Annotated in this window: 23 protein-coding genes and 1 pseudogene; 13 read left to right on the plus strand and 11 right to left on the minus strand. The window is 57.6% G+C overall.

Features of this window, described 5'->3' with window-relative positions; all coding sequences use genetic code 11:
- Positions 1-75: 75 nt before the first annotated feature.
- Positions 76-1,125, plus strand: a complete 1,050-nt coding sequence (locus AC5JQH_RS05740; protein ID WP_273156947.1) for an HDOD domain-containing protein — start codon at positions 76-78, stop codon at positions 1,123-1,125.
- On the opposite strand, the gene AC5JQH_RS05745 is transcribed toward AC5JQH_RS05740, so the two are convergent.
- Complete coding sequence (locus AC5JQH_RS05745; RefSeq protein ID WP_008175341.1) at positions 1,108-2,469, minus strand: YihY/virulence factor BrkB family protein; 1,362 nt, start codon at positions 2,467-2,469, stop codon at positions 1,108-1,110. The genes AC5JQH_RS05740 and AC5JQH_RS05745 overlap by 18 nt on opposite strands.
- Positions 2,470-2,669: 200 nt before the next feature.
- On the opposite strand from AC5JQH_RS05745, the gene AC5JQH_RS05750 reads away from it, so the two are divergent.
- The gene (locus AC5JQH_RS05750; protein WP_288366568.1) at positions 2,670-3,923 is read left to right on the plus strand and encodes an OmpP1/FadL family transporter; all 1,254 of its coding nucleotides are present in this window, start codon (positions 2,670-2,672) and stop codon (positions 3,921-3,923) included.
- Positions 3,924-3,971: 48 nt separating this feature from the next.
- On the opposite strand, the gene AC5JQH_RS05755 is transcribed toward AC5JQH_RS05750, so the two are convergent.
- Complete coding sequence (locus AC5JQH_RS05755) at positions 3,972-4,907, minus strand: D-2-hydroxyacid dehydrogenase (RefSeq protein ID WP_008175345.1); 936 nt, start codon at positions 4,905-4,907, stop codon at positions 3,972-3,974.
- 93 nt (positions 4,908-5,000) lie between these two features.
- Here AC5JQH_RS05755 and tmpT point away from each other — a divergent pair, with 93 nt between their 5' ends.
- The 5 genes from tmpT to AC5JQH_RS05780 all read left to right on the plus strand — a co-directional run bounded on the left by tmpT (position 5,001) and on the right by AC5JQH_RS05780 (position 12,792).
- Complete coding sequence (gene tmpT, locus AC5JQH_RS05760) at positions 5,001-5,654, plus strand: thiopurine S-methyltransferase (protein ID WP_008175346.1); 654 nt, start codon at positions 5,001-5,003, stop codon at positions 5,652-5,654.
- 402 nt (positions 5,655-6,056) lie between these two features.
- The gene (locus tag AC5JQH_RS05765; protein WP_008175348.1) at positions 6,057-7,979 is read left to right on the plus strand and encodes a PrkA family serine protein kinase; all 1,923 of its coding nucleotides are present in this window, start codon (positions 6,057-6,059) and stop codon (positions 7,977-7,979) included.
- Between the two features lie 39 nt (positions 7,980-8,018).
- Complete coding sequence (locus AC5JQH_RS05770; RefSeq protein WP_206748289.1) at positions 8,019-9,308, plus strand: YeaH/YhbH family protein; 1,290 nt, start codon at positions 8,019-8,021, stop codon at positions 9,306-9,308.
- Positions 9,305-10,864 (plus strand): SpoVR family protein, encoded by a 1,560-nt coding sequence (locus AC5JQH_RS05775; RefSeq protein WP_493805385.1) that lies wholly within the window; start codon positions 9,305-9,307, stop codon positions 10,862-10,864. Before AC5JQH_RS05770 ends, AC5JQH_RS05775 begins: the two co-directional genes overlap by 4 nt.
- The gene (locus AC5JQH_RS05780; protein WP_487968184.1) at positions 10,861-12,792 is read left to right on the plus strand and encodes an alkaline phosphatase D family protein; all 1,932 of its coding nucleotides are present in this window, start codon (positions 10,861-10,863) and stop codon (positions 12,790-12,792) included. Before AC5JQH_RS05775 ends, AC5JQH_RS05780 begins: the two co-directional genes overlap by 4 nt.
- On the opposite strand, the gene AC5JQH_RS05785 is transcribed toward AC5JQH_RS05780, so the two are convergent.
- The 5 genes and pseudogenes from AC5JQH_RS05785 to AC5JQH_RS05805 all read right to left on the minus strand — a co-directional run bounded on the left by AC5JQH_RS05785 (position 12,793) and on the right by AC5JQH_RS05805 (position 18,377).
- Positions 12,793-14,151: a TrpB-like pyridoxal phosphate-dependent enzyme gene (locus tag AC5JQH_RS05785; protein WP_008175355.1), complete on the minus strand. Its 1,359-nt coding sequence runs from the start codon at positions 14,149-14,151 to the stop codon at positions 12,793-12,795.
- 38 nt (positions 14,152-14,189) lie between these two features.
- Positions 14,190-16,217: pseudogene (locus AC5JQH_RS05790) on the minus strand (TonB-dependent receptor family protein).
- Between the two features lie 149 nt (positions 16,218-16,366).
- On the minus strand, positions 16,367-17,104 hold the full coding sequence (locus AC5JQH_RS05795; RefSeq protein ID WP_008175357.1) for an LrgB family protein: 738 nt from the start codon (positions 17,102-17,104) through the stop codon (positions 16,367-16,369).
- Positions 17,097-17,477 (minus strand): CidA/LrgA family protein, encoded by a 381-nt coding sequence (locus AC5JQH_RS05800; protein ID WP_008175358.1) that lies wholly within the window; start codon positions 17,475-17,477, stop codon positions 17,097-17,099. Before AC5JQH_RS05800 ends, AC5JQH_RS05795 begins: the two co-directional genes overlap by 8 nt.
- Positions 17,478-17,492: 15 nt before the next feature.
- Positions 17,493-18,377: a bile acid:sodium symporter family protein gene (locus tag AC5JQH_RS05805; RefSeq protein ID WP_008175359.1), complete on the minus strand. Its 885-nt coding sequence runs from the start codon at positions 18,375-18,377 to the stop codon at positions 17,493-17,495.
- 216 nt (positions 18,378-18,593) lie between these two features.
- Between AC5JQH_RS05805 and AC5JQH_RS05810 the strand changes: the two genes are divergently transcribed.
- Complete coding sequence (locus tag AC5JQH_RS05810) at positions 18,594-20,063, plus strand: WS/DGAT/MGAT family O-acyltransferase (protein ID WP_104270709.1); 1,470 nt, start codon at positions 18,594-18,596, stop codon at positions 20,061-20,063.
- Positions 20,064-20,075: 12 nt separating this feature from the next.
- Here AC5JQH_RS05810 and AC5JQH_RS05815 read toward each other — a convergent pair whose 3' ends face one another.
- A complete protein-coding gene (locus AC5JQH_RS05815; protein ID WP_008175361.1) occupies positions 20,076-20,702 on the minus strand; it encodes a TetR family transcriptional regulator in 627 nt (208 codons plus the stop codon).
- 196 nt (positions 20,703-20,898) lie between these two features.
- Between AC5JQH_RS05815 and AC5JQH_RS05820 the strand changes: the two genes are divergently transcribed.
- Positions 20,899-22,002: a ferredoxin reductase gene (locus AC5JQH_RS05820; protein ID WP_104270710.1), complete on the plus strand. Its 1,104-nt coding sequence runs from the start codon at positions 20,899-20,901 to the stop codon at positions 22,000-22,002.
- A gap of 54 nt (positions 22,003-22,056) precedes the next feature.
- A complete protein-coding gene (locus AC5JQH_RS05825; RefSeq protein ID WP_008175363.1) occupies positions 22,057-23,130 on the plus strand; it encodes a fatty acid desaturase family protein in 1,074 nt (357 codons plus the stop codon).
- A gap of 42 nt (positions 23,131-23,172) precedes the next feature.
- Here AC5JQH_RS05825 and AC5JQH_RS05830 read toward each other — a convergent pair whose 3' ends face one another.
- The 3 genes from AC5JQH_RS05830 to AC5JQH_RS05840 are packed head-to-tail and all read right to left on the minus strand — an operon-like array spanning position 23,173 to position 24,279.
- On the minus strand, positions 23,173-23,610 hold the full coding sequence (locus AC5JQH_RS05830; protein WP_008175365.1) for an RrF2 family transcriptional regulator: 438 nt from the start codon (positions 23,608-23,610) through the stop codon (positions 23,173-23,175).
- 28 nt (positions 23,611-23,638) lie between these two features.
- Positions 23,639-24,031: a YbaN family protein gene (locus tag AC5JQH_RS05835; protein WP_008175367.1), complete on the minus strand. Its 393-nt coding sequence runs from the start codon at positions 24,029-24,031 to the stop codon at positions 23,639-23,641.
- Positions 24,032-24,054: 23 nt separating this feature from the next.
- A complete protein-coding gene (locus AC5JQH_RS05840; RefSeq protein WP_008175371.1) occupies positions 24,055-24,279 on the minus strand; it encodes a hypothetical protein in 225 nt (74 codons plus the stop codon).
- Positions 24,280-24,541: 262 nt separating this feature from the next.
- On the opposite strand from AC5JQH_RS05840, the gene AC5JQH_RS05845 reads away from it, so the two are divergent.
- The 3 genes from AC5JQH_RS05845 (at position 24,542) to moaA (ending at position 26,775) form a co-directional block, all read left to right on the plus strand.
- The gene (locus AC5JQH_RS05845) at positions 24,542-25,216 is read left to right on the plus strand and encodes a hypothetical protein (protein ID WP_493791527.1); all 675 of its coding nucleotides are present in this window, start codon (positions 24,542-24,544) and stop codon (positions 25,214-25,216) included.
- Between the two features lie 32 nt (positions 25,217-25,248).
- The gene (locus AC5JQH_RS05850; protein WP_474545822.1) at positions 25,249-25,638 is read left to right on the plus strand and encodes a hypothetical protein; all 390 of its coding nucleotides are present in this window, start codon (positions 25,249-25,251) and stop codon (positions 25,636-25,638) included.
- A 144-nt stretch (positions 25,639-25,782) separates the two neighbouring features.
- A complete protein-coding gene (gene moaA, locus AC5JQH_RS05855) occupies positions 25,783-26,775 on the plus strand; it encodes a GTP 3',8-cyclase MoaA (RefSeq protein ID WP_092032036.1) in 993 nt (330 codons plus the stop codon).
- Positions 26,776-26,797 lie beyond the last annotated feature (22 nt).

Here is a 26,797-nt window from a genome sequence, read left to right on the forward strand (position 1 = left end):
AAGGATGCGTCGTACATCTATACTCTCGGAAACGGAGGTTCATTACTTCGAACAGGTTCGACCCGGAGGCAACGGATGCCAGGTTTTCTCTCCTGGATTTCAGGATTATTCGCAACAAAGCAGCCTGCACCGCCGGCTCCGGAAGCGCGGCTGTTCAATCCGGCTCCGGAGAACCCGGCCAACGACACTCCGGACACAGGCCCGGAACTCGCCCAGCATCTGGAAGACCACTTGTTCTCCTGGCTGCTGGACGCAGAACCCGCAACGTTGCGGGCCGATCTTTCAGTATGGGATGAGGTGCTGGAAGAGCTACACAAGCGCCTTACCAACAACCGGATGGAAGAGCTTCCCCGCCAACCCATGAGCCTGCCGATGCTCATGCGGGCCCTGTCCGATGAATCAACCGACCGCCATCGGCTCACAGAAATCATTCTTGGTGATCCGTCGCTGACCGATCAGCTACTCCAGATTGCCAACAGCCCCTACTTCCGAACCAGTGACCATGCCATTGAATCGGTAGACCAGGCGGTGTTTGTGCTGGGGGTGGATGGCATCCGGAACGTCATTTCCGCAGCCGTCATGCGCCCCATGATGGCGGCAAGGAACAGCCGTGAAGCATTATTTGGCCAGCGCGCCTGGCGCTGGGGTCTGACCTGTGCCCGGGCAGCAGAACTGATTGCCAGAACACAGGGCGAAGACACCAGTGCGCACTTCATGGTGGGTTTGCTGCCCTCATTGGCTTACATCACTATCCGTCGGGAATTGCAGCGCATCTGCCGGTCACGCACAGCAACTGGTGAACCGGAGCCAGCGCTTATTCGCCATGCCCTGGCGAGGTACCAGTGGGCCACCTGCCAGCTACTTGCGAATGAATGGAACCTTCCTCCCAAGTACCACGCCTATCTCCTGGCGGCAGAACGACCAGCCCCCAGGCAGAAGCATACGCCTCTGACCGATGGCATGGTCATTGGTACCCGGGAAGTACTCAGGCACGCCCACCAGCGGAATCTTGCGGAAGAGGATCTGCCCAAAGTGGTGCGCCTGACCCCGGAGCAAATCAGCAGCGTGCGACAGGCGCTGCAGAAGATGCTCCGGGAGGGCGGCCGCTCAACTGTCAGAAGCTGACACAGGTTCCGCCTGAGCGCGACGCCTGGGCTTCTCCAGGTCATCACCGGCCCGCAACAACTCAGCGAAGGTTCGCGTTTCCTCCACCTTGCGCGGGCCTATCAATTCGGCAGGGATGACCTTTGGTAACCGGTCAACGATCCGGTCCTCATCGTTGCGCACCACTTTCAAAACCTCGCCCACGGTGATCAGATCCAGCGCACGCCCCGGCACAAGTCGATCGCCCTGGCTGCCGGCCAGGCTAAGCAGCCCCGCCCGGATCAACTTGTCACTGAGCGCGCGGGTTACTTCGCCTGGCACCCTCAACTGGTGTTCCAACACCTCCTGCTGAGGTGCCGGCTTACCCTCGCTGAAGGGTTTGGCCACCAGCCACATGGTCGCTAACGCTACATTCTCCTGCAGTTCCGGCGCCAATTGCACTTGCCGGCGCTTGGCCACTGATCCCGGATTCTGCAGATAGAACGCCAGGCTGGCACCCAGAAGCAGGATCATCCAGTTCAGATAGATCCAGATCAGCAGGATGATGCCGATGGCGAAACTGGAATAGATTGCTGCGTACTTGGCAGAGCCCGCCACAAAGGAGGCAAACAGCATTCCGCCTGCCTGCCAGGAAACACCAGCCACCAGACCGCCGATGGCCGCATAACGCAACTTGACCCGGGTATTGGGCATGAACACGTAAACGAACGTGAATGCGCCAACCACCAGGAAAAATGGGGTGAAACGGCTGGCAACAAGAATTACCGAACCAAACGGCTCAATTTCTATGAGCTTCTGGACAATGGTTGAGGAAAAAATGGTGGCGCTGACGCCAATGGCCGAAACCATCAGCAGTGGTCCCACCATGATCACGCTCAGGTAGTTACTGAAGCGCTGCGCCATGGAGCGCATATCCGGGACGCGCCAGATCATGTTGAAGGAGCGTTCTATTTTCTGCAGCAGGGAAACCACCGTGTAGACCAACAACGCCAGCCCCACAGAACCGAGCACTCCGACTTTCATGTTATCGACGAATCCGAGAATCTGCTCGGCGAGCTCTATCCCCTGGGGTCCCAGCGGTTCAAAGAACTGGAACAGGAACGGCTCCATTCGCTGATGCACTCCCAGCGCCTTCAACACCGAGAAGCTAAGGGCAAGCAGAGGCACGATACTCAGCAGGGTTGTGTACACAAGACTCATGGCATGGAGAGTCAATTGTCCACTGAGAACATCCCGGGCCATCGCATAGGCAGTGCGGCCGACCTTGTACAACCAGGTCCAGGGCCAACTCTGGGGCGGATTGGGATTCGCCAGAATCCAGCGCTCAGCTGCCTGAAGCCGGTCTTTTAATTGGAATGAAGCCACTTTAGGTCCTGTCGTTCCATGTTTTGTTCAGATTATCAGTCAGATATCCGGTGTAACCAGAGTATGGCCGATTAACGGCAGTTTGCGAGGGACACACATCCAATATAACCATATCATCATTTATTACCTCCTCTTATAACAGATCTTCTGTAAAAAGGCCGCTATTCAAGAAATGGTATTTTCTGACCAGGTATTTTCTTATGCGAATCAAACTTGCTCTGGGCGTTGCTGCACTTACCGCCTTCTCACCGATGACTGCCCTGGCCACCAACGGCTATTTCAGTCACGGCTACGGCACCATCAGCAAAGGCATGGCCGGCGCAGGCACTGCGCTGTCCCAGGACAGCATTGCAGCGCCAACCAACCCGGCCGGTATGGCTTTTGTCGGGAACCGGATTGACGGTGGGTTCGAAGTTTTTTCGCCCCGGCGGGAATACACCGTAGAGGGTCCAGTCTCTCCTCCCCCTGCGTTCTCATTGCAGCCGGGCACATACAAAAGCAGCCGCAACGGTTTCGTTATCCCCCACCTGGGCTTTAATCGGGAACTTTCCGACACCACACGTTTCGGGGTTTCAGTGTATGCCAATCGTGGCATGAACACCGACTACTCTGGTGAAAGTGGCGGGCCTTTCTATGCAGGCCGTACCGGCGTAAACCTCGAACAGCTTTTTATTGCCCCGACCTGGTCCTGGGAGTTCTCCGACAACCAGGCCTTCGGCATTTCACCAGTCATTGCCTACCAGCGCTTCGAAGCTGAAGGCCTGCAGAGCTTCGCGCCATTCTCATCAGACCCGGGCGCGCTTTCCAACAACGGCACCGACGATGCCTGGGGCTACGGTTACCAGATCGGCTGGCAAGGTGAAATCACCGACACCCTCCGCGGCGGCCTGAGCTGGCGCAACATTCTGAAGATGAACGAATTCGACAAATACCGCGGCCTTTTTGCGGAACAGGGCGACTTCGACATTCGCCAGATGTTCAACGCGGGCATCGCCTGGTCCGGACTTGAAAACCACTGGTTCCTGCTGGATATCCAACACATCCGTTACAGCGAGATCAACAGCGTGGGCAACCCGCTGCTGCCCAATCTGCAGACCGCACAGCTTGGCGATGATAACGGCGCAGGCTTTGGCTGGGACGACATGACCATCGTCAAGCTGGGTTGGCAGTGGCAGCAAACACCGGCGCATGCCTGGCGGGCCGGCGTCAGCTATGGAGAGAATCCTATCTCCGACGAAGATGTGCTGTTCAACATCCTGGCGCCGGGCGTTCAGGAGTGGCACTTGACTGGCGGATTCACCCACAGCTTCACCGAAAACCTCGATGTCTCTGGCATGGCCTTTTACTCCCCGGCCAAGACAGTGACCGGACCCAACCCACTGGCACCGAACCAGACCATTGATCTGGAAATGTACCAGCTGGGTGCCTCGGTGAGCGTGGGCTGGAAATACTGATCTCCCAAGGCCAGTCTGCAAAGCCCCGGATCTTCCGGGGCTTTCCTGTTACAGCACAGATTTCAGATTGACAGCGGTGATGCCGACGATCCTCTGCCGCGCTTCCCGACTGGCCCAGGCCGAGTGCGGGGTCATAATCAGATTGGGAATATCGTCCGCCAGCAAAGGGTTGCCGTTGCGGGGCGGTTCCTCGGTCAACACATCGAAACCGGCACCGCCGATCTCACCGGCGCGCAGCGCGTCCGCAAGCGCCTGTTCGTTTACCAGGCCTCCGCGGCTGGTGTTGATGAGCAACGAGTCGGGCTTCATCATTTTCAGTTCGCGGGCACCGATCAGATCCCGGGTCTCGTCGGTCAGCAGGCAGTGCAGCGAGAGCACGTCTGCCTGGGGTAGCAATTCGTCCAGTGGAATTCGCGAATAGCCATCGACCACACCCGGTTCCTGCCCGGGCCGAGCTCCAAGAAGAACCTTCATACCAAAGGCCGCAGCCCGCTCCGCCACGCCCTGCCCCAGATCACCGTAACCGACAATACCAAGAGTGCGCCCCTCCAGTTCCATGATCGGATGATCCATCAGGCAGAACATGTCACTTTTGCCCCATCGCCCTGCCTGGACATCGCGGGTGTAATCCAGAAGCCGAGTGGCCAGTGCCAGCATCAACGCCATGGTGTGCTGCGCCACCGTTGAGCGGCCGTAGTTGGTCACGTTCATGACCTTGATGCCGTGATCCTTCGCCGCCGCCTGATCGATGTTATTCAATCCGGTCGCCACCACGGCGATGGTCTTGAGTTCGGGGCAGGCCTCGAAATGCTCACGGGTGAGCACTACTTTATTGACCAGCACGGTATCGAACCCCCGGATGCGTTCCAGGATCTGATCCGGCGTGGTCCGATCATACTTTTCCAACCCGCCGGTCACCGACTCGATGGGCGAGAGATCCACATCGTCGCCAAGAGTTTTGGCATCAAGAAACACAGCTTTCATACTTTTCTCCTGAATCCAGATGGCCACAGATTAGGGTAGACTTGGTTAAACGTCCAAAACTCAACATGTCCAAGCACGAACAGGGTATGAACCATGGAACATGAATTCTGGCACGAACGCTGGGCCAAAAAAGAAATCGGTTTCCACGAGGGCACGGTTAACCAGTATCTCCACGACCATTGGCCGGAACTGGCTGGCAAAGGCACCGACGCCGTTTTCGTGCCCCTCTGCGGCAAAGCCCACGACATGTGGTGGCTCCACGACCGCGGCCATCCGATCATCGGTGTAGAGCTGAGCGAACTGGCCTGCAAGGACTTCTTCGAAGAAGCCGGCGAGAAAGCCAAAGTTCACCCCGGCGAACCCTTCATAACCTTCAAACACGACAACCTGCAGCTCTGGTGCGGCGACTTCTTCCAACTGGTTCCGGAAGACCTCAAACACGTTCGACTGGTCTACGACCGGGCCGCCCTGATCGCCCTGCCGCCCCACATGCGCAGAGACTACGTAAACCACCTTACCGCCATAATCCCCGACGGCACCAGAATCCTGCTCATCACCCTGGACTACGACACCGAAATCAAGGGCCCGCCGTTCAACGTCAGTGACGAGGAAGTGCGGGAACTTTACCAGGACGACTATAAAATCGAGCACATCCTGACCAATACCCTGGCCAAGGATCATCCGTTTACAAAGAGAAAAGGCCTGGAAAACGCATCTGAAAGCGTCTTCCGTTTAACCAAACTCTAGCTTCCCGGGGCATCCCCCCGGAGGCCTGATCGGAGTGTACCGGGTGGCTTTCTGACAACGAATTTGATGTCTGAGCGAAGCGAGTTGCCAATTCGTTGTCAGAAAGCCACCCGGTGCACTCCAGCCCCCTCACACGGTCCCCCCACAAACCCGGCAAGCTACAAAACCAACACACCCGCCTAACATAATTTAATGAACCTTAACCACTCACCCACTGTCCAACTCCCGAACCGTGAACTAAGCTCACAGTAAGCAAGCCGACCTCGACAAGATCGTGCACAGGCTTGTAAGTATCCATTCCTTCCACCCATAACTAAATAAACCGCCCGGACGGGCGGAACTGACTGCAACGGGGAAATTGCGTGAACTGAAAGCTGAAGATACAGCGAGCGAGGGCGATCTATGAGCATACTGCAGCACTTCAAAGACCGGTATGAGAGTACTCAGGAAGAAGAATACAGTCTTGAGGAATACCTGGAGATCTGCAAAAAGGACCCAACGGCCTACGCCACGGCCGCTGAGAGAATGTTAATTGCCATCGGCGAGCCAGAGTTCGTCGACACCTCGAAAGATCCGAGGCTTTCAAGGATATTTTCCAACAAGGTCATCAAGCGGTACCCCGAGTTTTCCGAGTTCTATGGCATGGAAGACGCCGTAGAAAACATCGTCTCCTTCTTCCGCCATGCTGCCCAGGGCCTGGAAGAAAAGAAACAGATTCTTTACCTGCTTGGTCCCGTGGGCGGTGGTAAATCCTCCCTCGCGGAAAAGCTCAAGTCACTGATGCAAAAAGTGCCCTTCTACGCCATCAAGGGCTCGCCAGTGAACGAATCTCCACTTGGCCTGTTCGATCCGGCCGAAGACGCCCAGATTCTGGAAGAAGAATACGGCATCCCCGCTCGCTACCTGAAAAACATCATGTCGCCCTGGGCCGTTAAACGGCTGCACGAATTCGGCGGCGACATCAGCCAGTTCCGCGTTGTGAAAATGTATCCGTCGGTACTCGACCAGGTCGCTGTCTCCAAAACCGAACCCGGGGACGACAACAACCAGGACATTTCCGCCCTCGTGGGCAAGGTCAACATCCGCATGCTGGAGGATTTCTCCCAGGATGATCCGGATGCGTACAGCTTCAGCGGTGGCCTGTGTAAGGCCAACCAGGGCCTGATGGAGTTCGTGGAGATGTTCAAGGCTCCCATCAAGGTCCTGCATCCGTTGCTGACCGCGACCCAGGAAGGCAACTACAACACCACCGAAGGCATGGGCTCGGTGCCCTTTGATGGCGTGATCCTGGCCCACTCCAACGAATCAGAGTGGCAGACCTTCCGCAACAACAAACACAACGAGGCGTTCCTTGACCGGGTCTATATCGTCAAGGTGCCCTACTGTGTTCGGGTTACGGAAGAAATCGAGATCTACAAGAAACTGCTGAGCAACAGCTCCCTGGAAGGTGCTCCCTGCGCGCCCGACACTTTGGACATGCTGGCCCAGTTCTCCGTGCTGTCGCGCATCAAGGAGCCGGAAAACTCCAGCATCTTCTCCAAGATGCGGGTTTATGACGGCCAGAACATCAAGGACACGGACCCGAAAGCCAAATCGATCCAGGAGTACCGTGACGCCGCCGGCGTGATGGAAGGTATGGATGGGCTCTCCACACGTTTCGCCTTCAAGATCCTGTCCAAGGTGTTCAATTTCGACACCACTGAAGTGGCCGCCAACCCGGTGCATCTGCTCTACGTTCTTGAAAAACAGATCGAACAGGAGCAGTTCCCTGCTGAAACTCATGAGAAGTATCTCCGGTTCATCAAGGAATTCCTGGCACCGCACTATGTGCAGTTTATCGGCAAGGAAATCCAGACCGCATACCTCGAGAGCTACAGCGAATACGGCCAGAACCTGTTCGACCGGTATGTCACCTATGCCGATTTCTGGATTCAGGATCAGGAATACCGGGATCCGGATACCGGCGAGATCCTCGACCGCTCCTCAATCAACGAAGAGCTGGAAAAAATCGAGAAACCGGCGGGCATTTCCAACCCGAAGGATTTCCGCAACGAAGTGGTCAACTTCGTCCTGCGGGCCCGGGCGAACAACGGTGGCAAGAATCCGTCCTGGCTCAGCTACGAGAAACTGCGCGCCGTGATCGAGAAGAAAATGTTCTCGAACACCGAGGATCTGTTGCCTGTGATTTCTTTCAACCCGAAAGCGAGTCAGGAAGATCAGAACAAGCACAAGCAGTTCGTCGAGCGTATGGTCGACCGAGGCTACACGGAGAAGCAGGTGCGGCTGTTGGCTGAATGGTACCTGCGGGTTCGCAAGTCTCACTAAGTCAGTGACCATTCACTGAGCTGGAGTAACGCCATGGGAATGACCCACATAGTCGACCGGCGACTGAACGGTAAGAACAAGAGCGCAGTGAACCGTGAACGGTTCCTGCGCCGTTACCGACACCACATCAAACGTGCGGTGTCGGATGCTGTTCAGAAACGCTCGATCACCGATATAGAGCGGGGCGAGAAAGTCAGTATTCCGTCTCGCGACATTGAAGAACCCATCTTTCACCATGGCCAGGGCGGCAAGCGGGAGATGGTGCATCCGGGCAACCAGGAGTTTGTGGCCGGTGACACCATTCCCAAGCCCGATGGTGGTGGGGGCCAGGGCTCCGGGCAGGGGCAGGCCAGCCCGGACGGCGAAGGCATGGATGAGTTCGCTTTCCAGATTACCCAGGAAGAATTCCTGGATTTTCTGTTCGACGATCTCGAACTGCCGAACCTGGCCCGCAAGAAACTCAAGGATACCGAAGCCTTCAAATATGTCCGCTCTGGCTTCAGCACCGATGGGGTGCCGGCCAAGCTTGATGTAGTGCGCTCATTGCGCGGGGCCCACGCGCGCAGGCTGGGCCTGGGAGGGGCGCGCAAGAAGAAGATCCGGGATCTGGAAAAGCAGCTTGAAGCGCTGAAATCGGCGCCAGAAGATCTGGACCCGGCGTTCAGCCATGAGGATCAGATCCAGGTACTCGAGGAGGAAATCGCGCGACTGAAAGCAAACGTTCGCCGCATTCCCTTCATTGATGAAATCGACCTGCGCTATCGCCAGCACCTGAAAAAACCGCAGCCGGCCACCAGCGCCGTGATGTTTTGCCTGATGGATGTATCCGGATCCATGACCCAGATGCACAAGGACATCGCCAAGCGGTTTTTCATCCTGCTGTACCTGTTCCTCAAGAAAAACTACAAGAAGATCGAAGTGGTCTTCATCCGACATCACACCAGCGCCAAGGAAGTGGACGAGGAAGAGTTCTTCTATTCGCGGGAAACCGGGGGCACGATCGTCTCCAGCGCCCTCAAGCTGATGCACAAGATTATTGAGTCCCGTTATTCCCCGGCAGAATGGAACATCTACGCAGCGCAGGCGTCCGACGGGGATAACTGGAACGACGATTCCCCGGTATGCGGCAAGATCCTGGCCGACAATATCCTGCCGCTGGTTCAGTACTTTGCCTATGTGGAAATCACGCCGCAGGACCACCAGATGCTCTGGTATGAATACGAGAAGATTCAGGAGCAATTCCCCCAGAGCTTTGCCCTGCAGCAGATCGCCGACCCCGGTGAAATCTACCCGGTATTCCGCCAGCTGTTCGAGAGGAAAGCCGCATGACCAACCTCATGGACCGCCCCAATATGCCGGGAAGTGATCAGCCCAGGGCCCGGGAGCCGATCTCCACGGGCTCTGAGTGGACCTTCGAGCTGATCCAGGAATACGATGACGAGATTGCCAAGTGCGCCGCCGAGTTCGGCCTGGACACCTACCCGAACCAAATCGAGGTGATCAGCGCCGAGCAGATGATGGACGCCTACAGCTCCGTGGGCATGCCGGTTGGCTACCATCACTGGTCCTTCGGCAAACAGTTTCTCAGCACATCCAAGGGCTATCAGCGCGGCCAGATGGGCCTGGCCTACGAGATCGTGATCAACTCCAATCCCTGCATCGCCTACCTGATGGAGGAAAACACCCTGCCGATGCAGGCGCTGGTTATTGCCCATGCCTCTTATGGCCACAACTCCTTCTTCAAGGGTAACTACCTGTTCCGCACCTGGACCGACGCCAGCGCGATCATCGATTACCTGGTGTTTGCCCGTCATTACGTGGCGGAGTGCGAGGAGCGCTATGGCGTGGACGCCGTGGAGGAGATCCTGGATTCCTGCCACGCCCTCATGAACTATGGGGTAGACCGCTACAAGCGGCCAGCCCCGATATCGGCGTCGGAAGAAGTGCGGCGCCAGAAAGAGCGGGAAGAATACCAGCAGAGGCGCATCAACGATCTCTGGCGGACAATACCGAAGCTTGACGAGGACGATGACCCGGTAAGGCGTCGCAAACGCTATCCAGAAGAGCCCCAGGAAAACATTCTCTACTTCATCGAGAAGAACTCGCCCCTGCTGGAAACCTGGCAACGGGAAATCATCCGCATCGTGCGGAAGCTTGGGCAGTACTTCTATCCCCAGCGCCAGACCCAGGTCATGAATGAAGGCTGGGCCACCTTCTGGCACTACACCCTGCTGCATCGCATGTACGACAAGGGGCTGGTGACCGACGGCTTCATGCTCGAGTTTCTCCAGAGCCACTCGGCGGTGGTGTACCAGCCGCCATTCAACAGCCCGTGGTATTCGGGCATTAACCCATACACCCTGGGATTCTCCATCTTTACGGATCTGCGCAGGATCTGCGAGAACCCGACAGACGAAGACCGTGAGTGGTTCCCGGACATCGCCGGCAGCGACTGGCTGGAAACCCTTCATTTTGCGATGAAGAACTTCAAGGACGAGAGCTTCATCCAGCAGTTCCTCTCCCCCAAGGTAATGCGGGATCTGAAACTTTTCGCAATCCAGAATGATGACCAGGAAGACGTGTACCGGGTAACCGCCATCCACGATGACCCCGGCTACCGGGACCTGCGAGAGAAACTGGCGCGCCAGTACAACCTCAGCTATCGGGAACCCAACATCCAGGTATGGAATGTGGATGTGCGCGGCGATCGCTCACTGACCCTGCGCCATATTCCCGTGGACCGCGTCCCCCTGGGCAAGGAAACTGATGAAGTCCTGCGGCACGTGCACCGGTTGTGGGGCTTTGATGTGCACCTCGAGAGCGTGGACGATGGCACGGTTGTGGAAGACCACCACTGCCCGCCAAGAGAACTTGAGGAGGACTGAATCTGGAGCCAGATGGCAAATTCGGGCCGGTACTGGCCGGCCCAATTTTACGTCATTCCGCGCCGGACTCTATTGTTCTGTGGCTGGTAACCAGCGAACAGTCAGAGTTCGCAATTCAGGTATTCAAAGGCACAGAGCTCCTGCTGGATCGTCCGTTAGCCGATTCAGAGTTTTCACGACTCAGAATTGGTACCCGAGCCTGGCTGAACCTGCTGACCATTACGCCTGAGGCTACTCTCCCAAAGGACACCCGGCTGGAATACGACCTGGGGCTCACCGCCGACGGCTCAGAGGCTTGCCAGTGGATCCGGACGTGGGCTCCACATCTCTGCCCCGAGGGCCGGGAGAGGCCAGGCTTTACCCTGAAATCCAGGCTGGACCGAATACTCCACGGCTCTTGCCGAAGACCCCACCACCCCTCTCCTGATGGGCTGGTTCGAGTGGATGAAGAACTGCAGAAGGCACAGAAGCTTGAGGACGTTCCGTCTCTGCTCCTGATGACCGGCGACCAGGTTTACGCCGATGATGTGGCCGGCCCGATGTTACATGCCATCCAGTGTGTCATTCACCAACTGGGCCTTTACCAGGAGGTACTGGAAGGCGCCTCGCTTTCGCACAGCAAGGAACTGACTTCGGTGGCGAATGCCTATTACCACCGGGATGAACTGCTGCCGGAATCCGAATTCAATGAAGACCTGACCGAGCGCTTCTTCGGTGGCGTCCGCAAACCGGTGTTCACCACGGCCAATGCGGGCAATCACCTGATTTCCTTTGCCGAGGTGATGGCCATGTATCTGCTGGTCTGGTCCCCGGAACCCTGGGCGTGTGTGACCAGTGCTGAACCGGTCGATGACCCGGACGAGCTGGCGCGCTATCGGAAAGAACAGGCCGCCATCAACGAGTTCCGCAAGAGCCTTCCGCAGGCAGCGCGGGCCATGGCCAACGTGCCCGTCTATATGATCTTTGACGATCATGACGTGACGGACGACTGGAATCTCTCCGCGCTCTGGGAAACCACCGCTTACGAACACCCCTTTTCCCGGCGCATTATTGGCAATGCCCTGCTGGGCTATCTTTTGTGCCAGGGCTGGGGCAACCAGCCTGGCAATTTCGGCCAACTGATCGAACAGTGTCAGAGGCTGTTCGAGTCCAGCAACGGGCAACACGAGCTGGATACGGCCATTCAGGATGATCTGATCGACCAGCTGTTCCACTTTCAACACTGGCACTTCAGCCTGCCAACATCACCCAGACTGGTGGTGCTGGACACCCGCACCCATCGCTGGCGGAGCGAAATCCGGCGCAGTCACCCCTCCGGACTGATGGACTGGGAATCACTGACCGATTTTCAACACGAAATCATGGGCGAGGATGCCGTCGTGGTGGTTTCGCCGGCGCCAATGTTCGGGGTAAAGCTCATCGAGATGATCCAGCGGGTGTTTACCTTCTTTGGCAAGCCGCTGTTGGTGGATGCTGAAAACTGGATGGCGCATCGGGGCGCGGCCAGTGTGCTACTGAATATCTTCGGCCACCCCCGAACGCCCAGACACTTCGTGATTCTCTCAGGCGATGTTCACTATTCGTTTGCCTACGATGTGAGGGTGCGCCACAAACAGAACGGTCCCCGCGTCTGGCAGATCACCAGTAGCGGCATCAAGAACGAATTCCCCAACGCCCTGCTGGAATGGCTGGACCGGCTCAATCGCTGGCTGTTCGCACCCTGGTCGCCCCTTAACTGGTTCACCAAGAGACGGCGCATGTGGATTTCCCCCAGGCTACCCGAGGGCCGCGAGGCCGGCGAGCGGCTGTGGAACGGCGCGGGCATCGGAGACGTGCGACTGGATGACGAGGGCGCACCCACCGCCATCCGACAACTGGATGCCGGCGGCGGGGGTACGATTTTCAAACAGCGGGCGAAAGACGACTGATCAGGCGTTGACCGAGGGCAGCCCGGACAGGGCCATGGCCAGTTCCTGTTCGTCGTACTCGTGGTCGCTCAGTTCACCGGCGAAGTAGGAGGTGTAGGCTGCCATATCAAAATGGCCATGACCGCAGAGGTTGAACAGGATCACCTCATCCTTGCCTTCCCGCTTGCAGCGCAGGGCTTCGTCAATGGCACCCTTGACCGCATGGTTGGCCTCCGGAGCCGGCACGATACCTTCGTTCCTCGCAAACAGAACGCCGGCCTCGAAGCACTCCCGCTGAGTGTAGGACACCGCATCAAACAGCCCCAGCTCCTTGGCATGTGAAACCAGGGGTGCCATACCGTGGTACCGCAGACCGCCGGCGTGGAAGCCCGGCGGTGTAAAGCCGGAGCCCAGGGTATGCATCTTGGTCAGCGGGGTCATGTGGGCAGTATCACCGTAATCGTAGGCGTACTTGCCCCGGGTCAGCGTGGGACAGGCCGAGGGCTCTACCGCCACAATCCGGGATTTCTCGCCGCCTCTCAGGGCGTGCCCCATAAACGGGAAAGCAATTCCGGCAAAGTTGGAACCACCGCCAGTACAACCCACAATCACATCGGGCCAGCAGTTCGCCATTTCCATCTGCTGCATGGCTTCCAGGCCGATGATGCTCTGGTGAAGCAACACATGGTTGAGAACCGAGCCCAGGGCATACTTGGTGTTCGGGTCCTTGACCGCCAGTTCCACCGCTTCGGAGATGGCGATGCCCAGACTACCATTGTGGTCCGGAGTCTCTGCCAGCACCTTGCGGCCAAACTCGGTCAGCTCCGAGGGCGAAGCCACACATTTGGCGCCGTAGGTTTCCATGACCGCTCGGCGATAGGGCTTCTGGTTGTAGGAAACCCTAACCTGGAACACCGTAACGTCGATATCGAACAGAGAGCCGGCAAAGGACAGCGATGTGCCCCACTGCCCTGCACCGGTTTCGGTAGTGAGGGTGCGAATGCCCGCTTCACGATTGTAGAAAGCCTGGGGAATTGCAGTATTCGGTTTGTGACTGCCCGCCGGGCTGACGCCTTCGTATTTGTAGAAGATCTTTGCCGGTGTGCCGAGGGCCTTCTCGAGACGATGGGCCCGGTACAGAGGCGCCGGCCGCCAGAGGTTGTAAACGTCACGTACCGGCTCAGGGATCTCGATTTCCCGCTCAGTGGTCACTTCCTGTTCAATCAAGGCCATCGGAAATAACGGCTCAAGATCGGACGGGCCCACTGGTTGCTGGGTGCCCGGGTGCAGCACGGCGGGCAACGGCTCAGGCAGATCCGCCTGCAGGTTGTACCAGTATTTCGGCATCTGGCTTTCTTCGAGAAGGAACTTGGTTTGCATGAATTAAAAATCCCTACTGTTTGTGTTGTTATCGCCCCTCAGAATACCCATTCCAGGCCCGCATAAAAAGTTCTTCCCGGGGCGGGTTCGAAATAGCCCCGGTCTTCCACAGGGCGGTTCGCGTTGGCATTTATCCGCACGTTACTGAAGTAGTCCTGATCCAGCAGATTGCGGATTCCGGCATACAGGTTCAGGGTCTGATCCGCCATCCGTACTGAATCGCCGGCACGCATACCGACCAGCCAATAGTCACTCACCTGGGTCTGGTTGCTGTTTTCGGCGTAGAACTCGCCCACATACTGCCACTCCAGAGCCGCGAAACGACCGGCTGCACCGCGCCACTCCAGCTCGCTCACCCAGAGTTGCTCCGGCAGACCTGGAATAGCGTTGCCGCTGGCGTCGTTGCCCTGCTCATCCACAAAGTCCCTTAGCTCGTAATCCGCCAGGGTCAGCGCGCTGGTTACCCGCTAGGCGTACGAAAGGTCCCAGGCCAGACCCAGTTCAAAACCATTGCGACGGGTTTCGCCGGCGTTTTCGTAGAAGGTCTGATCGCCCACGTTAAAGGGCAGGATCTCGTCCTCCACCCGGATGGAGAACAGGGCCATGTCATAGCTGAGGCCACGGCCAAGCATGCCGCGCATACCCATCTCGCGATTCAATGCCTGCTGCGGCTCCAGCTCGGGATTGAAGCCGCCGCCATTCGGATTGGCAAACTCGGTAAAGGTGGGTGACTCGAACGCCGTACCGAGGGTGGCGTATACCTGGTGCGCCGGTGCCAGCTTGTAGCTGATACCGGCAACGCCACTGTATTCCCGGAAAGTCCGGTTGCCCGAATCATCGTTACCGTCTTGCAGCCAGTCGTCGTCAATGGCCAGACGCAACCGGTCGAACCGCACGCCAAGGGAGACGTTGAGTGCGTCGCTCAGCGCCAGGTCGCCCTGGCCAAACACCGCCACATTGGTAGCACTCTGGTTTTCCGCCTGGGTCTGGCCGGTGATATCGCCATCGATAGACACCGAATAGCGGCGCCGGTCGTCGGACTGATGGTGAACATCCAGGCCGGTTACCCACACCAGAGGCAATCCGGCCAGCGTCGATTCCTGCTGATACTGGGAACTGATGCCGTAAAAGTGCCGGTCGTAGGCTATGCGGCTGCTTCCGGGAAACGGCAACTGCTGTGCGAAATCCCGGTGAGTGTAGAAGGTATCGAGGGTGAGTTGGCCGGGAAGGACGCCCGAGTCTTCAAATCTTACACCCAGGGTCTGCTGGTTCACGGTCTGGCTGCTGTCCAGCCTCTTGGCCAATGCGGTGGCCTGCTCCGGATCTTCTTCGGCCTGGGCCAGGGTGAGCCCACCCGGATCTTCGGATTTGGGGTTATGCAGCGCGTTGAATGTGGCGGTTATCCGCCGTCCAGAATCCAGATCCCGTGCCACACGGGCGTTGAACAGTGCTTTCTCTGCCTTGCTCTGCTCCCGGTGGCCATCAAAGGTCAGCCAGGAAAGCGTTGCTATGCCGCTGGTATCACCATCAACGCCATTTCCCTGTATCGCGGCCTTGCGATAGTCGTCACTGCCGCCATCGAGCCGCAGCCGACCGCCCTGGGGCAGCTCATCACCCAACGCAGTGGAAATATCGATCACACCGCCCGCGGCATTCCCATACTGAACGGAGGCAGGCCCCCGAATGACCTCGATTCGCTGGGCGGAATCCAGATCAATGGCATCGATCTGGGACTGGCCATCGGGCAGCGTGTAGGGGATACCATCCACCTGAATCCGGATACCCCGAATACCGAAGGGCGCTCTGGCACCAAATCCGCGAGTAGACAATCTGAGATTCTGGGCGAAGTTGTAGCGGTTCTGAAAAAACAGGCCCGGAACGGTATTGAGGGATTCATCCAGTTGCAGACGCTGCTGACCCTCACGGATATCGGGTGCGTTGATGACCGAGACTGCCGCGGGCGTTTCGTACAGATCCCGAACCAGTCTTGGTGACGTTACTTGAAGCACCAGCTCCTCATCGTTGTCCAATGACGACTGTGCAATCGCCGGAAGCGAGCTCGACATCCACACCGGTGACAGAACAAGCACTGCCAGGTAGTTATTCCTGCTCAAGGGGCCTCCTCAGGGTTCGCTTATCAAGGTTTCTCTTGATAACGGGTACGCCAGCGATGGGGAAATGGAGTTATCCCATTGAATCCATCGGAAGAGCCGGCTCAGGCGGGGATCCAGGCTTCAAGCAGATCGACCAGCCAGGGCACGAGCAAGGCGGTAGCGAAGGCGGAAAGCGCCATCGCAAGCCCGGAAAAAGCGCCCATCTGCGAACTTACCTGAAATGCCCGGGCGGTCCCGATACCGTGGGCCGCAACGCCCATGGCAATGCCCTTGGCGGTGTCATCGCGAACCCGGATCCATTCAAACAACTTGGTGCCCAGAACGGCGCCCGTAATACCCGTGATGACCACCAATACAGCAGTCAGCGACGGAAGCCCGCCGATTTTTTCGGAAATCCCCATGGCCACCGGTGCCGTTGCCGATTTCGGCGCCAGGGACATCTGGATCTCCGGGGACCCACCCAGAAGCCGAGCCAGGCCAATGGAGCTGCCGGCGGCGATGACAACGCCGCAGAAGAGCGAAATCGTTACCGGCAACCAGAGTTGTCGAAGCCTGGAAAACTGCTGATACAGGGGAACGGCCAACGCCACCGTCGCCGGTCCCAGCAGAAAGTGAACGAACTGACCGCCTTCAAAATAGTCACTGTAGGAGGTGCCGGTGGCCAGCAACAGGATGATGAGCATGGCCACCGATGTGACCACCGGATTGGCCAGCGGATTGGAGTTGGTTTTCAGGTACAGCCGGTAGGCCAGACCATAGGCCACCAGGGTAATGGTCAGTCCGAGGAGCGGGGACGTCGAAAGGTAGACCCAGATGTCTTTCAGACCCGGCTCATTCATCGCCGCCCTCCTTTTCGGCCAGCGGCTTTGCAAACCAGCGGGTGGTCACCTGCATGATCAGCGCGGTGGCGACCATGGTTATCACGGTACTTAACAGCAGCGCCAGGGTTATGGGGACCCACTCGTCGGCGATGCGGCCAAAATGCGCCATCATGCCCACGCCCGCCGGAACGAAAAGAAGCGAGAGATGACTGAGCAAGGCCGTGGACGCCTGATCGACAGACTCCGGCGCCTTGCCCCGTATCATCAAAGTTACGAACAGCATCACCATGCCAAGTACGGGCCCGGGGATGGGAACACCGAGCAAGCGAACTGTAATCTCCCCTATCAACTGGTAGACAAGCAGAAGGGTAATGCCGTTCAGGAACTGCATAACGCAGGACTCCAGTCAGTTTTTGCTCTGTACCGTCGAAATGGGAATGATGCTTCGACCATACATGGCGAGAACAAAGCCGATGGGGAACATCAGCACCCCGTAGACCGCAGCCGGGATCGACATGGCGCTGGATTCCAGCAGAGTCAGAGTGACCATGAGGGCAATGGTGCCGTTCTTTACACCCAGCTCCACCGCCACTGCCAGGGATTCCCGCTGGGTCAGACCCGCCATCCGGCCGGCCGCCAGGCCGAGACCAATACCGGCCAGATTCAACAGGATGGTTGCCGGCCCCGCCTGCTTCAGGAGCTCCCAGATCTGGTCGCGAACACCGTACACCAGCGCCACGATCAGCACCGCCAGCACGATACCGCCGAAGATACTCACAATGCTTTCTGCCTTGCGGGCAACTTCTGGCTTGCGGGTACGAACCACCATCCCGATGGCGACCGGGAAGAGCACGATGCCAATCAGCATGCCCACGGTTTTCCAGACCGGCAGCACAATGTCTTCCTCGGTTCCCATGTAGTACTGAAGGGCAATATTGGTAAACAGCGGCAGGGTAAGAATGGTGATCAGGCTGGCGCTGACGGTCAGTACTATGGAGAGGGCAATGTTCCCCCGCGAGAGCAGCACAAACAGATTCGAGGTTGTGCCTCCGGGGCAGGCGGCGATGATCACCAGTCCGACCGCTATGGCCGGCGGAACCGCCAGCAACGTGGCCAGCATGAAGGCGATGAGGGGCATGACGAGAATCTGGGCAATGGTGCCGACGATCATCCCTTTCGGATACACCGCCACCTGGCGGAAGTCTCGTATCGTCAGGGTCATGCCGATACCGATCATGATGATGAACAGAGCAATCGGCAGTCCTGCCGAGATAAGCGGGCTGGATTCCACAACGCCTCCGGATGTTTTTGTTTTTACTGCAACCAACCGATGAAAAGTAGCACACACTCGCCTCTTTCGGGAGACTAAAACGGCAAAGGTTTGAGGTGGTACGGCACTGCAGAACCGGGGAACTTTATGACCTGAAACATCGTGTCACGAAGCAGTTGCAAGTATACTTGCATGAGATAACTAAAATACCTGGATACTGGTGGAGACGCACAAGGAATGAAACGCCTGGGAACGCTGGATGCCTCTTGGCTGGCCGTAGAATCTGAAGACACCCCCATGCATGTGGGCAACCTGCAGATCTTTTCGCTACCGGAGGGCGCCCCTGAAACCTTCCTCCGGGACATGGTGACCCGCATGAAGGAAACCGGCGATGTCGCGCCCCCCTGGGGTTTAAAGCTTGCCTGGTCCGGACTGTTGGGTCGGGTACTGGCGCCGGGCTGGAAAGTCGACAAGAAAATCGATCTGGATTACCACGTGCGTCACTCGGCACTGCCGCGCCCCGGCGGTGAACGGGAACTGGGCATACTGGTATCGCGCCTGCACTCCAACCCCCTGGATTTTGCCCGCCCGCTCTGGGAATGCCACGTTATCGAGGGCCTCGAGAATAACCGTTTTGCGCTCTACACCAAGATGCATCATTCCATGATTGATGGCATCAGTGGTGTACGCCTGATGCAACGTGTACTGACAACCGATCCCGACAAACGGGACATGCCGCCACCCTGGTCGGTTCGGCCGGAGCGCCGTCGCGGCAGCAAATCCGATTCCGAGGCCAGCGTGCCCGGTGCGGTTTCACAGGCCATGGATGCCCTGAAACTGCAGGCAGATATGGCACCGCGTCTGCTGCAGGCGGGCAACCGGCTGGTGCATTCGGTCCGCCACCCCGAGGACGGTCTGACGGCGCCGTTCACCGGGCCCGTCTCCAAGATCAATCATCGGGTCACCGGCCAGCGCCGGTTTGCCACCCAGCATTATCAGCTCGACAGGATCAAGGAACTTGCCCACGTTTCCGGCGCTTCCCTCAACGATATCGTTCTGTACCTGTGCGGAACTGCCCTCAGGCGTTTTCTGCTGGAACAGAATGAACTGCCGGACGCTCCCCTCACCGCCGGCATACCGGTCAACATCCGGCCGTCCGATGACGAAGGGACAGGCACCCAGATCAGTTTCATGATCTCTTCGCTTGCGACCGACGAAGCCGATCCGCTGACCCGCCTGCAAAACATCAAGGCGTCAACGCGAAGGGCCAAAGAGCATTTGCAGAAGCTGCCCAAAAGCGCGCTCACCCAGTACACCATGCTCCTGATGTCGCCTTATATACTGCAGCTGATGTCCGGCCTTGGCGGTCGCATGCGGCCGGTATTTAACGTCACGATCTCCAATGTGCCGGGGCCCCAGAGAACGCTCTACTACGAGGGCGCGAAACTGGAAGCCATGTACCCTGTCTCGCTGATTACTCACGGTGGCGCTTTGAACATCACCTGCCTGAGCTATGACGGCTCACTGAACTTCGGCTATACGGGCTGCAGGGATACCCTGCCAAGTATGCAGAGACTTGCGGTTTACACGGGTGAAGCACTGGACGAACTGGAAAGCCTGATTCTTCCGCCAAAGGCCAAACCGAAAGCTGCGGCCAAGCCCAGTGCGCCGCGCAAACAGTCGACGAAAAAGAGTAAAGCGGACTGATACAACGGACAATCAGCCCGCGCTTTGCCAGTGGGCGGCGCCCACGAAAATCAGTTGCAGGAAGCGGGTGGTCCGCTTCCTGATCTGCTCGATCTGATAGTCGTCTTCGGCGGATACGCCGAGCAGATCAGTCAGGCTGAAGGCGACACTGCGCACCACCAGGTCACAGGTCATGTCCAGATCCTGATCGGTCAGATGGTCCACCAGCCTCAACCTGCGCAGATCATTCGCAAGCTCACTGGCAAAGAAACGCATCTCGCTCCGGATACCTTCCTGCACTGCCCTGCTCTCACCGGCCAGCCCCTGGGCCATGAACAGAAAGAAACTCCGGTTGGCCTGCGCGTGGCTGATAAAGATGGCCACCGATTCTTCAATCAGTTTGTCCGCCTGCAACACATTCGCGCGGGCTTCTCGCATCATCCTGCGTAGCACCAGGCCCAGCTCATCCACAAGCTGCAACCCCAGATCGTCCATATTGCGGAAATGCCGGTAAAACGAGGTGGGCACCACGCCTGCCTGACGTGTCACCTCCCGGATACCAAGACTGGCGAAATGCCTGCCCTTGCCTACCAGGGTTAACGCCGCGGTCATCAGTTTCTCGCGGGTTTCACCGGGCTTTCTTCGCTGTTTTTCCGCCATCCTGTACCCATACCGCCTGCCGTTAGCCAATGGTTCACAAGTGTACACATCCCAAAAAATAAAAGTACAGAATGCTTGTCATTTTGAGCCATTACGAGCTCAGCCGTTGTCAGTTTACGTAGTCGTGTGTACATTCGTACACATAAGTGAACACTTGTACACACGGACAGCGAAAAGCCTCAGGGAGGCAACGATCATGTTAGCGAAACAGACCCAGCAAAAAGCCCTTCACTGGCTCGGAAGGCAGCTATTCAACCGGGATGACCCGGAAGCGTTTTTTGACCCACTGCTGGAACGCATCAACCCCATGTGGGTACAAGAGTACACACCGGCCAGAGTGGAGCAGATCCTTTCTGAAACCGGGGACACCAAGACACTGGTTCTGAAACCGGCCAGGCGCTGGTCGGGCTTCCGCGCGGGCCAGCATGTGAACATCTGTGTTGAAGTGGATGGAGTACGCCGAAACCGTACGTTCAGCCTCTCGAGCTCACCCCTGCTCTGGCAGGAACAGGGACTGGTCACGCTGACCATCAAACGCCTTCCCGGCGGCCTGGTGACCAACTGGCTTCACGATCACCTGCAAACTGGGGCGGTAATCGGTCTGGGCGAAGCCTTTGGTGATTTTCTGATACCAGAACCGGCCCAACCGGTGCTGTTTATTGCCGGTGGCAGCGGCATCACGCCAGTGTTGAGCCAGCTTGAGACCATGGCGGCCCAGGATTACCGGGCACCGGTGACTCTGCTGTATTTCGTCAGAACCCGTGATGACGTTATTGCCCGGGAGAAACTGTTGGCCCTGAAGGCACGCTATAGCGCCCTCACGCTTAATATCATCGCCACCAACGAGTCCAGGGAACCCCGCTACCTGCGTGGCCAGGATCTGGACACAGTGCCAGGCATCAAGGCTCGGCAGGTCTATCTCTGCGGCCCCAAAGGCCTGATGGATCTGGCCCAGGGCCTCCTCTCCGAGAGAGGCTTTGCTGACGCGGATATCCACAGCACGTTCTTTTCAGTGCCAAGTGCCAACCTTGGAAACGAAACACTCGGTGGTGAGGTTCAGTTTGAGAGCAGCCAGATGATGGTCGATTCCGAGGGCGATGCCACCCTGCTGGAAATCGCCGAGGCCGCCGGACTGACACCGCGCCACGGATGCCGCATGGGCATCTGCCACCAGTGCAGTTGCCGGAAAACCACGGGTACCGTCATCAACCGTCTGACCGGCCAAACTTCCGGCCCCGGCGAGGAGACTGTCCAACTTTGTATCTCCGTTCCCCGCGGCCCGGTCTCACTCGACCTTTAAGAACCCACATCCGATTTTATTGCGGGGCCTGAGCGCACCGCAGGGAGTATGACCATGAAAAAGATGACCGAAGCGCAACTCGCAGAACTTGAAACCGATCTGAACGCGATCCGGGAGGAGGTTCTGGCGGACCTCGGAGAACGGGACGCACGTTACATCCGGAGAATGATCCGGCTGCACCGGAGTCTTGAGGCCGGTGGCCGGATCATGATGCCATTCGGCTTCCTTCCGCCGGTGTTCGTTGCTGCCACGGCAACCCTCGGCATTGCCAAGATCCTGGAAAATATGGAGATCGGTCACAATGTCATGCACGGCCAGTATGACTGGATGAACGACCCGAGCCTGAATTCCCAGACCTACGAGTGGGATACGGTCTGCACAGGTGACTCCTGGCGCCGTACCCATAACTATGAACATCACACCTACACCAACATCATCGGCAAGGACCGTGACTACGGCTACGCCGTCTTACGACTGACCGATGACGAGCCCTGGAAACCCTGGCACACGCTGCAGTTCATCAATTACATTCTGCTGAGCGTGTTCTTCCAATGGGGCGTGGGCCTGCACGAACTTGAAACCGAGAAGCTGCGAAGCCGGGAAATAAGCTGGCGGGAAAAACTGCCGTTCCTGAAGCAATTCGCCCGCAAGGGTGGCCGCCAGGCCTTCAAGGACTACGTTTTCTTCCCGCTGCTTACCTTTCCGGTGGCTCCGATTGTTCTGGCGGGGAATGTGGGCGCCAACCTGATCCGTAATCTCTGGTCATCCACGGTGATTTTTTGTGGCCACTTTACCCAGGATGCGGAAACCTTCACAGAGGAGGAATGCGAGGGCGAGAGCAAGGGCCACTGGTATTTGCGCCAGCTCACGGGGTCCTCAAACTTCACCGGGGGCCGCTGGCTTCATATTCTGAGCGGCCATCTTAGCTACCAGGTGGAACACCACGTGTTCCCGGACCTGCCCGCCCACCGGTATCCGGAGATTTCCGGGAAGGTACAGGCGGTGTGTCGAAAGCACGGCATTCACTACAACACCGGCAGTTTTGCCAAGCAGTACGGCACGGTAGTCAAACGCATACTCCGACATTCACTGCCGGAGAAGTTGATGGGAATGGCCAGAGCGGCCTGACAGGGCTGGAGCGGCCAGGCGCCAAGGGCGCGCCTGGCCGCGTCAGGCTATCTGAAGTAATCTCAAGAGCTGGGGCCTGTGCTGATCCTGGATAACATCGGCCAGGGTGTACTTGTCCAGCACTTCCAGGAAGGCCTTCAACGCCTCACCGAACATCGATTTCAGGCCACACACGGGGGTTATCTTGCAGGCGTTCTTGGAGGAAAAGCACTCCACGATGCTCAGGTCCTGTTCGGTTTCCCGTACCAGGATACCAACGTTAATATCCGAGGGCGCCCGATGCAGACGCATTCCACCCTTTTTGCCCCGGATGGTTTCAATGTAGCCCTTCTTGTTCAGCTGGTGCACCACCTTCATGAGGTGGTTTTTGGAAATGTCATAGCTGTCAGCGATTTCCTGAATGGTCGCCAGACGATCACCCTGAACTGCCAGATATATCAGTACTCGAAGTGAATAATCCGTGTAGCGGGTGATGTGCATTCAATACTCCAGTCGTGTGTGCAATCGTTCAATAAGAAGGTCGGGTTACCAGATAACAGGCGGTGCCGCACAAAAATACGCCAGAAATGCCCAACACCATCGCTGACGCTCCCAACGCAAACAGCATCCCCCAACTCAGGGCCATCATGCTGCACGCCAGCACCTTCGCCCGTGCCGGCACTGCCCTGCGTGTACGCCACTGATCAATGGCAGGACCAAACCTGGGATGGTCTTCAAGCCACTGAGCAAAAGCCGGAGACCCCTTGCTGGCAAAAAATGCGGCCAGCAGAACGAAGGGTGTTGTGGGCAACAACGGCAGAACCACTCCTGCAGCAGCCAGCGTAATCGAGATATACGCAAGAATACGAAATCCGGTTTTCCCAAAACGATCGCCCATCACGGGGTTCTCACCAAGGTTCATAACTGCATCTATTCTACCGGGATTCAATGGACAGGTCTGCCCAAACGGCTGAGAAAAACCAGACGCGCCACATAGGCCACCTTGATACCGACCGCAAAAACCAGGGTTCCGATATGGGCAGCAATTTGCACAGACAGTGCAAGCGCGCCCGCCAACGGGTATGCAAGCAGAATTGTAACCATCAAACCCAACACTGACAGTCCCAGGGTGCTGTTTGCTGTGAAAAGCCACTTTTCGTATTCACTCATGAATCCACCTATAACATTTACTATAAATACATCTTAATGCTAAGCCGGCACCAGAAAAAAATCAAACCGTAGAAAGTCACCCACCTAAAAACCTTCCCTTACCCATCTACGACTTCCGATATACCCACAAAATAAATTTGACACCTTAAATGCATCAAATCAAAATTCCTGCATAAAGATTTATCTTAAATAAATGTTTAATGAGGAGACAGTGTTATGAAACAGAAAGACGCCTACCCGACCCGACTGGGAGGAGCGCACCATGGCTAAGTACCGCCGCCTCTGGTTTTTGCTGATCGGAATCCTGGCAGTAACCTTCACGCTCCTGGGGTATTTCGGTGCCGAGGTGTACCGCGAAGCACCGCCCATCCCGGATCGCGTTGTGTCCGCCGACGGCGACACCCTGATGACCGAGGAAAGCATTCTTGATGGACAAACTGCCTGGCAGTCCGTCGGAGGCATGCAGCTTGGCTCGATCTGGGGCCACGGTGCCTACCAGGCACCGGACTGGACCGCCGACTGGCTGCACCGTGAACTGGAAACCTGGCTGGAAATCGCAGCCCTGGAAGAGTACGGGCAGGAATGGCACAGCCTCAGCGGGCAGCAGCAGAACGCCCTGCAGTACGACCTGAAGACCGAGTACCGCACCAATACCTACGACGCCGCTACCAGCACTCTGCAGCTTTCCGAGCGCAGGAGCGAAGCTATTGCCAGAACAGCCGACTACTACAGCCGACTGTTCAGCGACGCTCCGGAACTGCAGTCAACCCGCGAAAACTACGCCATGAAGGAAAACACCCTGCCCAGCGCCGAGCGTCGCGAGCGGATGACCGAGTTTTTCTTCTGGACTGCCTGGTCTGGGCCTGGGCCTTCCTTCGCAAAGAAGATGAAGAACCACAGGCCCCACTCAAGGACCCGCTCAGCGAGGTTGGGCTGACGCCTTCGCAAAAAGCACTGGGCAAATACCTTTTGCTGGTGGTTGGCCTGTTCACCTTCCAGGTCATGCTGGGCCACCAGGGTTACGAGTATGTAGACCTTGGCCGCCTCTGGCAGATTGGCAAGTTCCTCGGCATCGTGTTCTGGCTGGTGCTGATGCTGTTCACCAGCCTGTTGCCCGTCGGCATCATCCAGTTCATTGCCAGCGCCAGCGAGGGCCTGTGGTACGCACGCAGTGAAGCCTTCATGCAGAGCGATATCCTGCAAACCCTGCGCTGGGTCAGAACCGTTGGCGACGTGGTCTTCATCGTTGGCGCACTCGCCGTAACCTGGCAAGTCGTGAAGGGCGTTTTCTTCCCGGATCTGGAGCCGGTTGCCCTCGAAACCGATGAAAGCGGCGCAACCAGCGAGCTCAGCGCCTGAAAAAAAGAGCCCGGGCCAGGGACGGCCCACTCTGAATTACCTGACAGCAGGCTTACCTCCCGAGGGGTATCGGAATTGGTGATCCGATCTGCAATACTTGGTCTATACTCAGGTTAAAAAACAATCGGCAACAGGACCAACCCGATGCCCCAGAACAAGCTGACAGACCGTTTTGGTCGCACCGTCAACTACGTGCGTCTGTCCGTCACTGACCGGTGCGATTTCCGCTGCGTGTACTGTATGGCCGAGGACATGACTTTCCTGCCCCGCCAGCAGGTTCTCACCCTGGAAGAAATCGCCCGCGTTGCCCGCAACTTCGTTGACCTGGGTACCGAAAAAATTCGTCTGACCGGCGGCGAGCCGCTGGTACGCAAGGATATCCTGGAGCTGGTAAAGGAGATTGGCACTTACGGTCTGCGCGACTTTGCCATGACCACCAATGGAAGCCAGCTCACCACCATGGCCGAGCCTCTGCGCAAGGCGGGGATGCATCGCCTGAACATCAGCCTGGATTCCCTGGACGCCGACAAATTCCGCAACATCACCCGCACCGGCAAACTGTCACATGTGCTGGACGGTATTGATGCTGCCCGGGAAGCTGGCTTCCGGGGCATCAAGATCAATACAGTGGTGATGAAGGGCCGCAACGACGAGGAGATCCCGGAGCTGATCGAGTTCGCCCGCAAGAAAAAGGTGGATATCAGCTTTATCGAAGAGATGCCGTTGGGTGAGATTTCCGAACACGATCGGGGCCTGGCGCTTTGCACCAGCGAAGAAGTTCGGGACATCATCCGCAAGCATCACGAGCTGGTGCCCGCTACCGAGGATTCCGGCGGTCCCGCCCGTTATTACCGCATGGAAGACAGCGAGACCCGGGTCGGTTTCATTTCTCCCCATTCCCACAACTTCTGTTCTACCTGTAACCGGGTGCGGGTGACCGTCGAAGGTCGGCTGCTGCTGTGCCTGGGTAACGAGCACTCGGTGGATCTGCGCAGGGTGCTACGGGGCAATCCGGTGACTGATGACAAGTTGCGGGAAACCATTATCAATGCCATGGATCTGAAGCCGGAGCGGCATCACTTCTCCAGCAACGGGGATGTGCAGATCCTCCGGTTCATGAACATGACCGGCGGCTAAGCGGCCGGCACAGCAACCAGCA

The organism is Marinobacter sp. H13, from assembly GCF_059072335.1.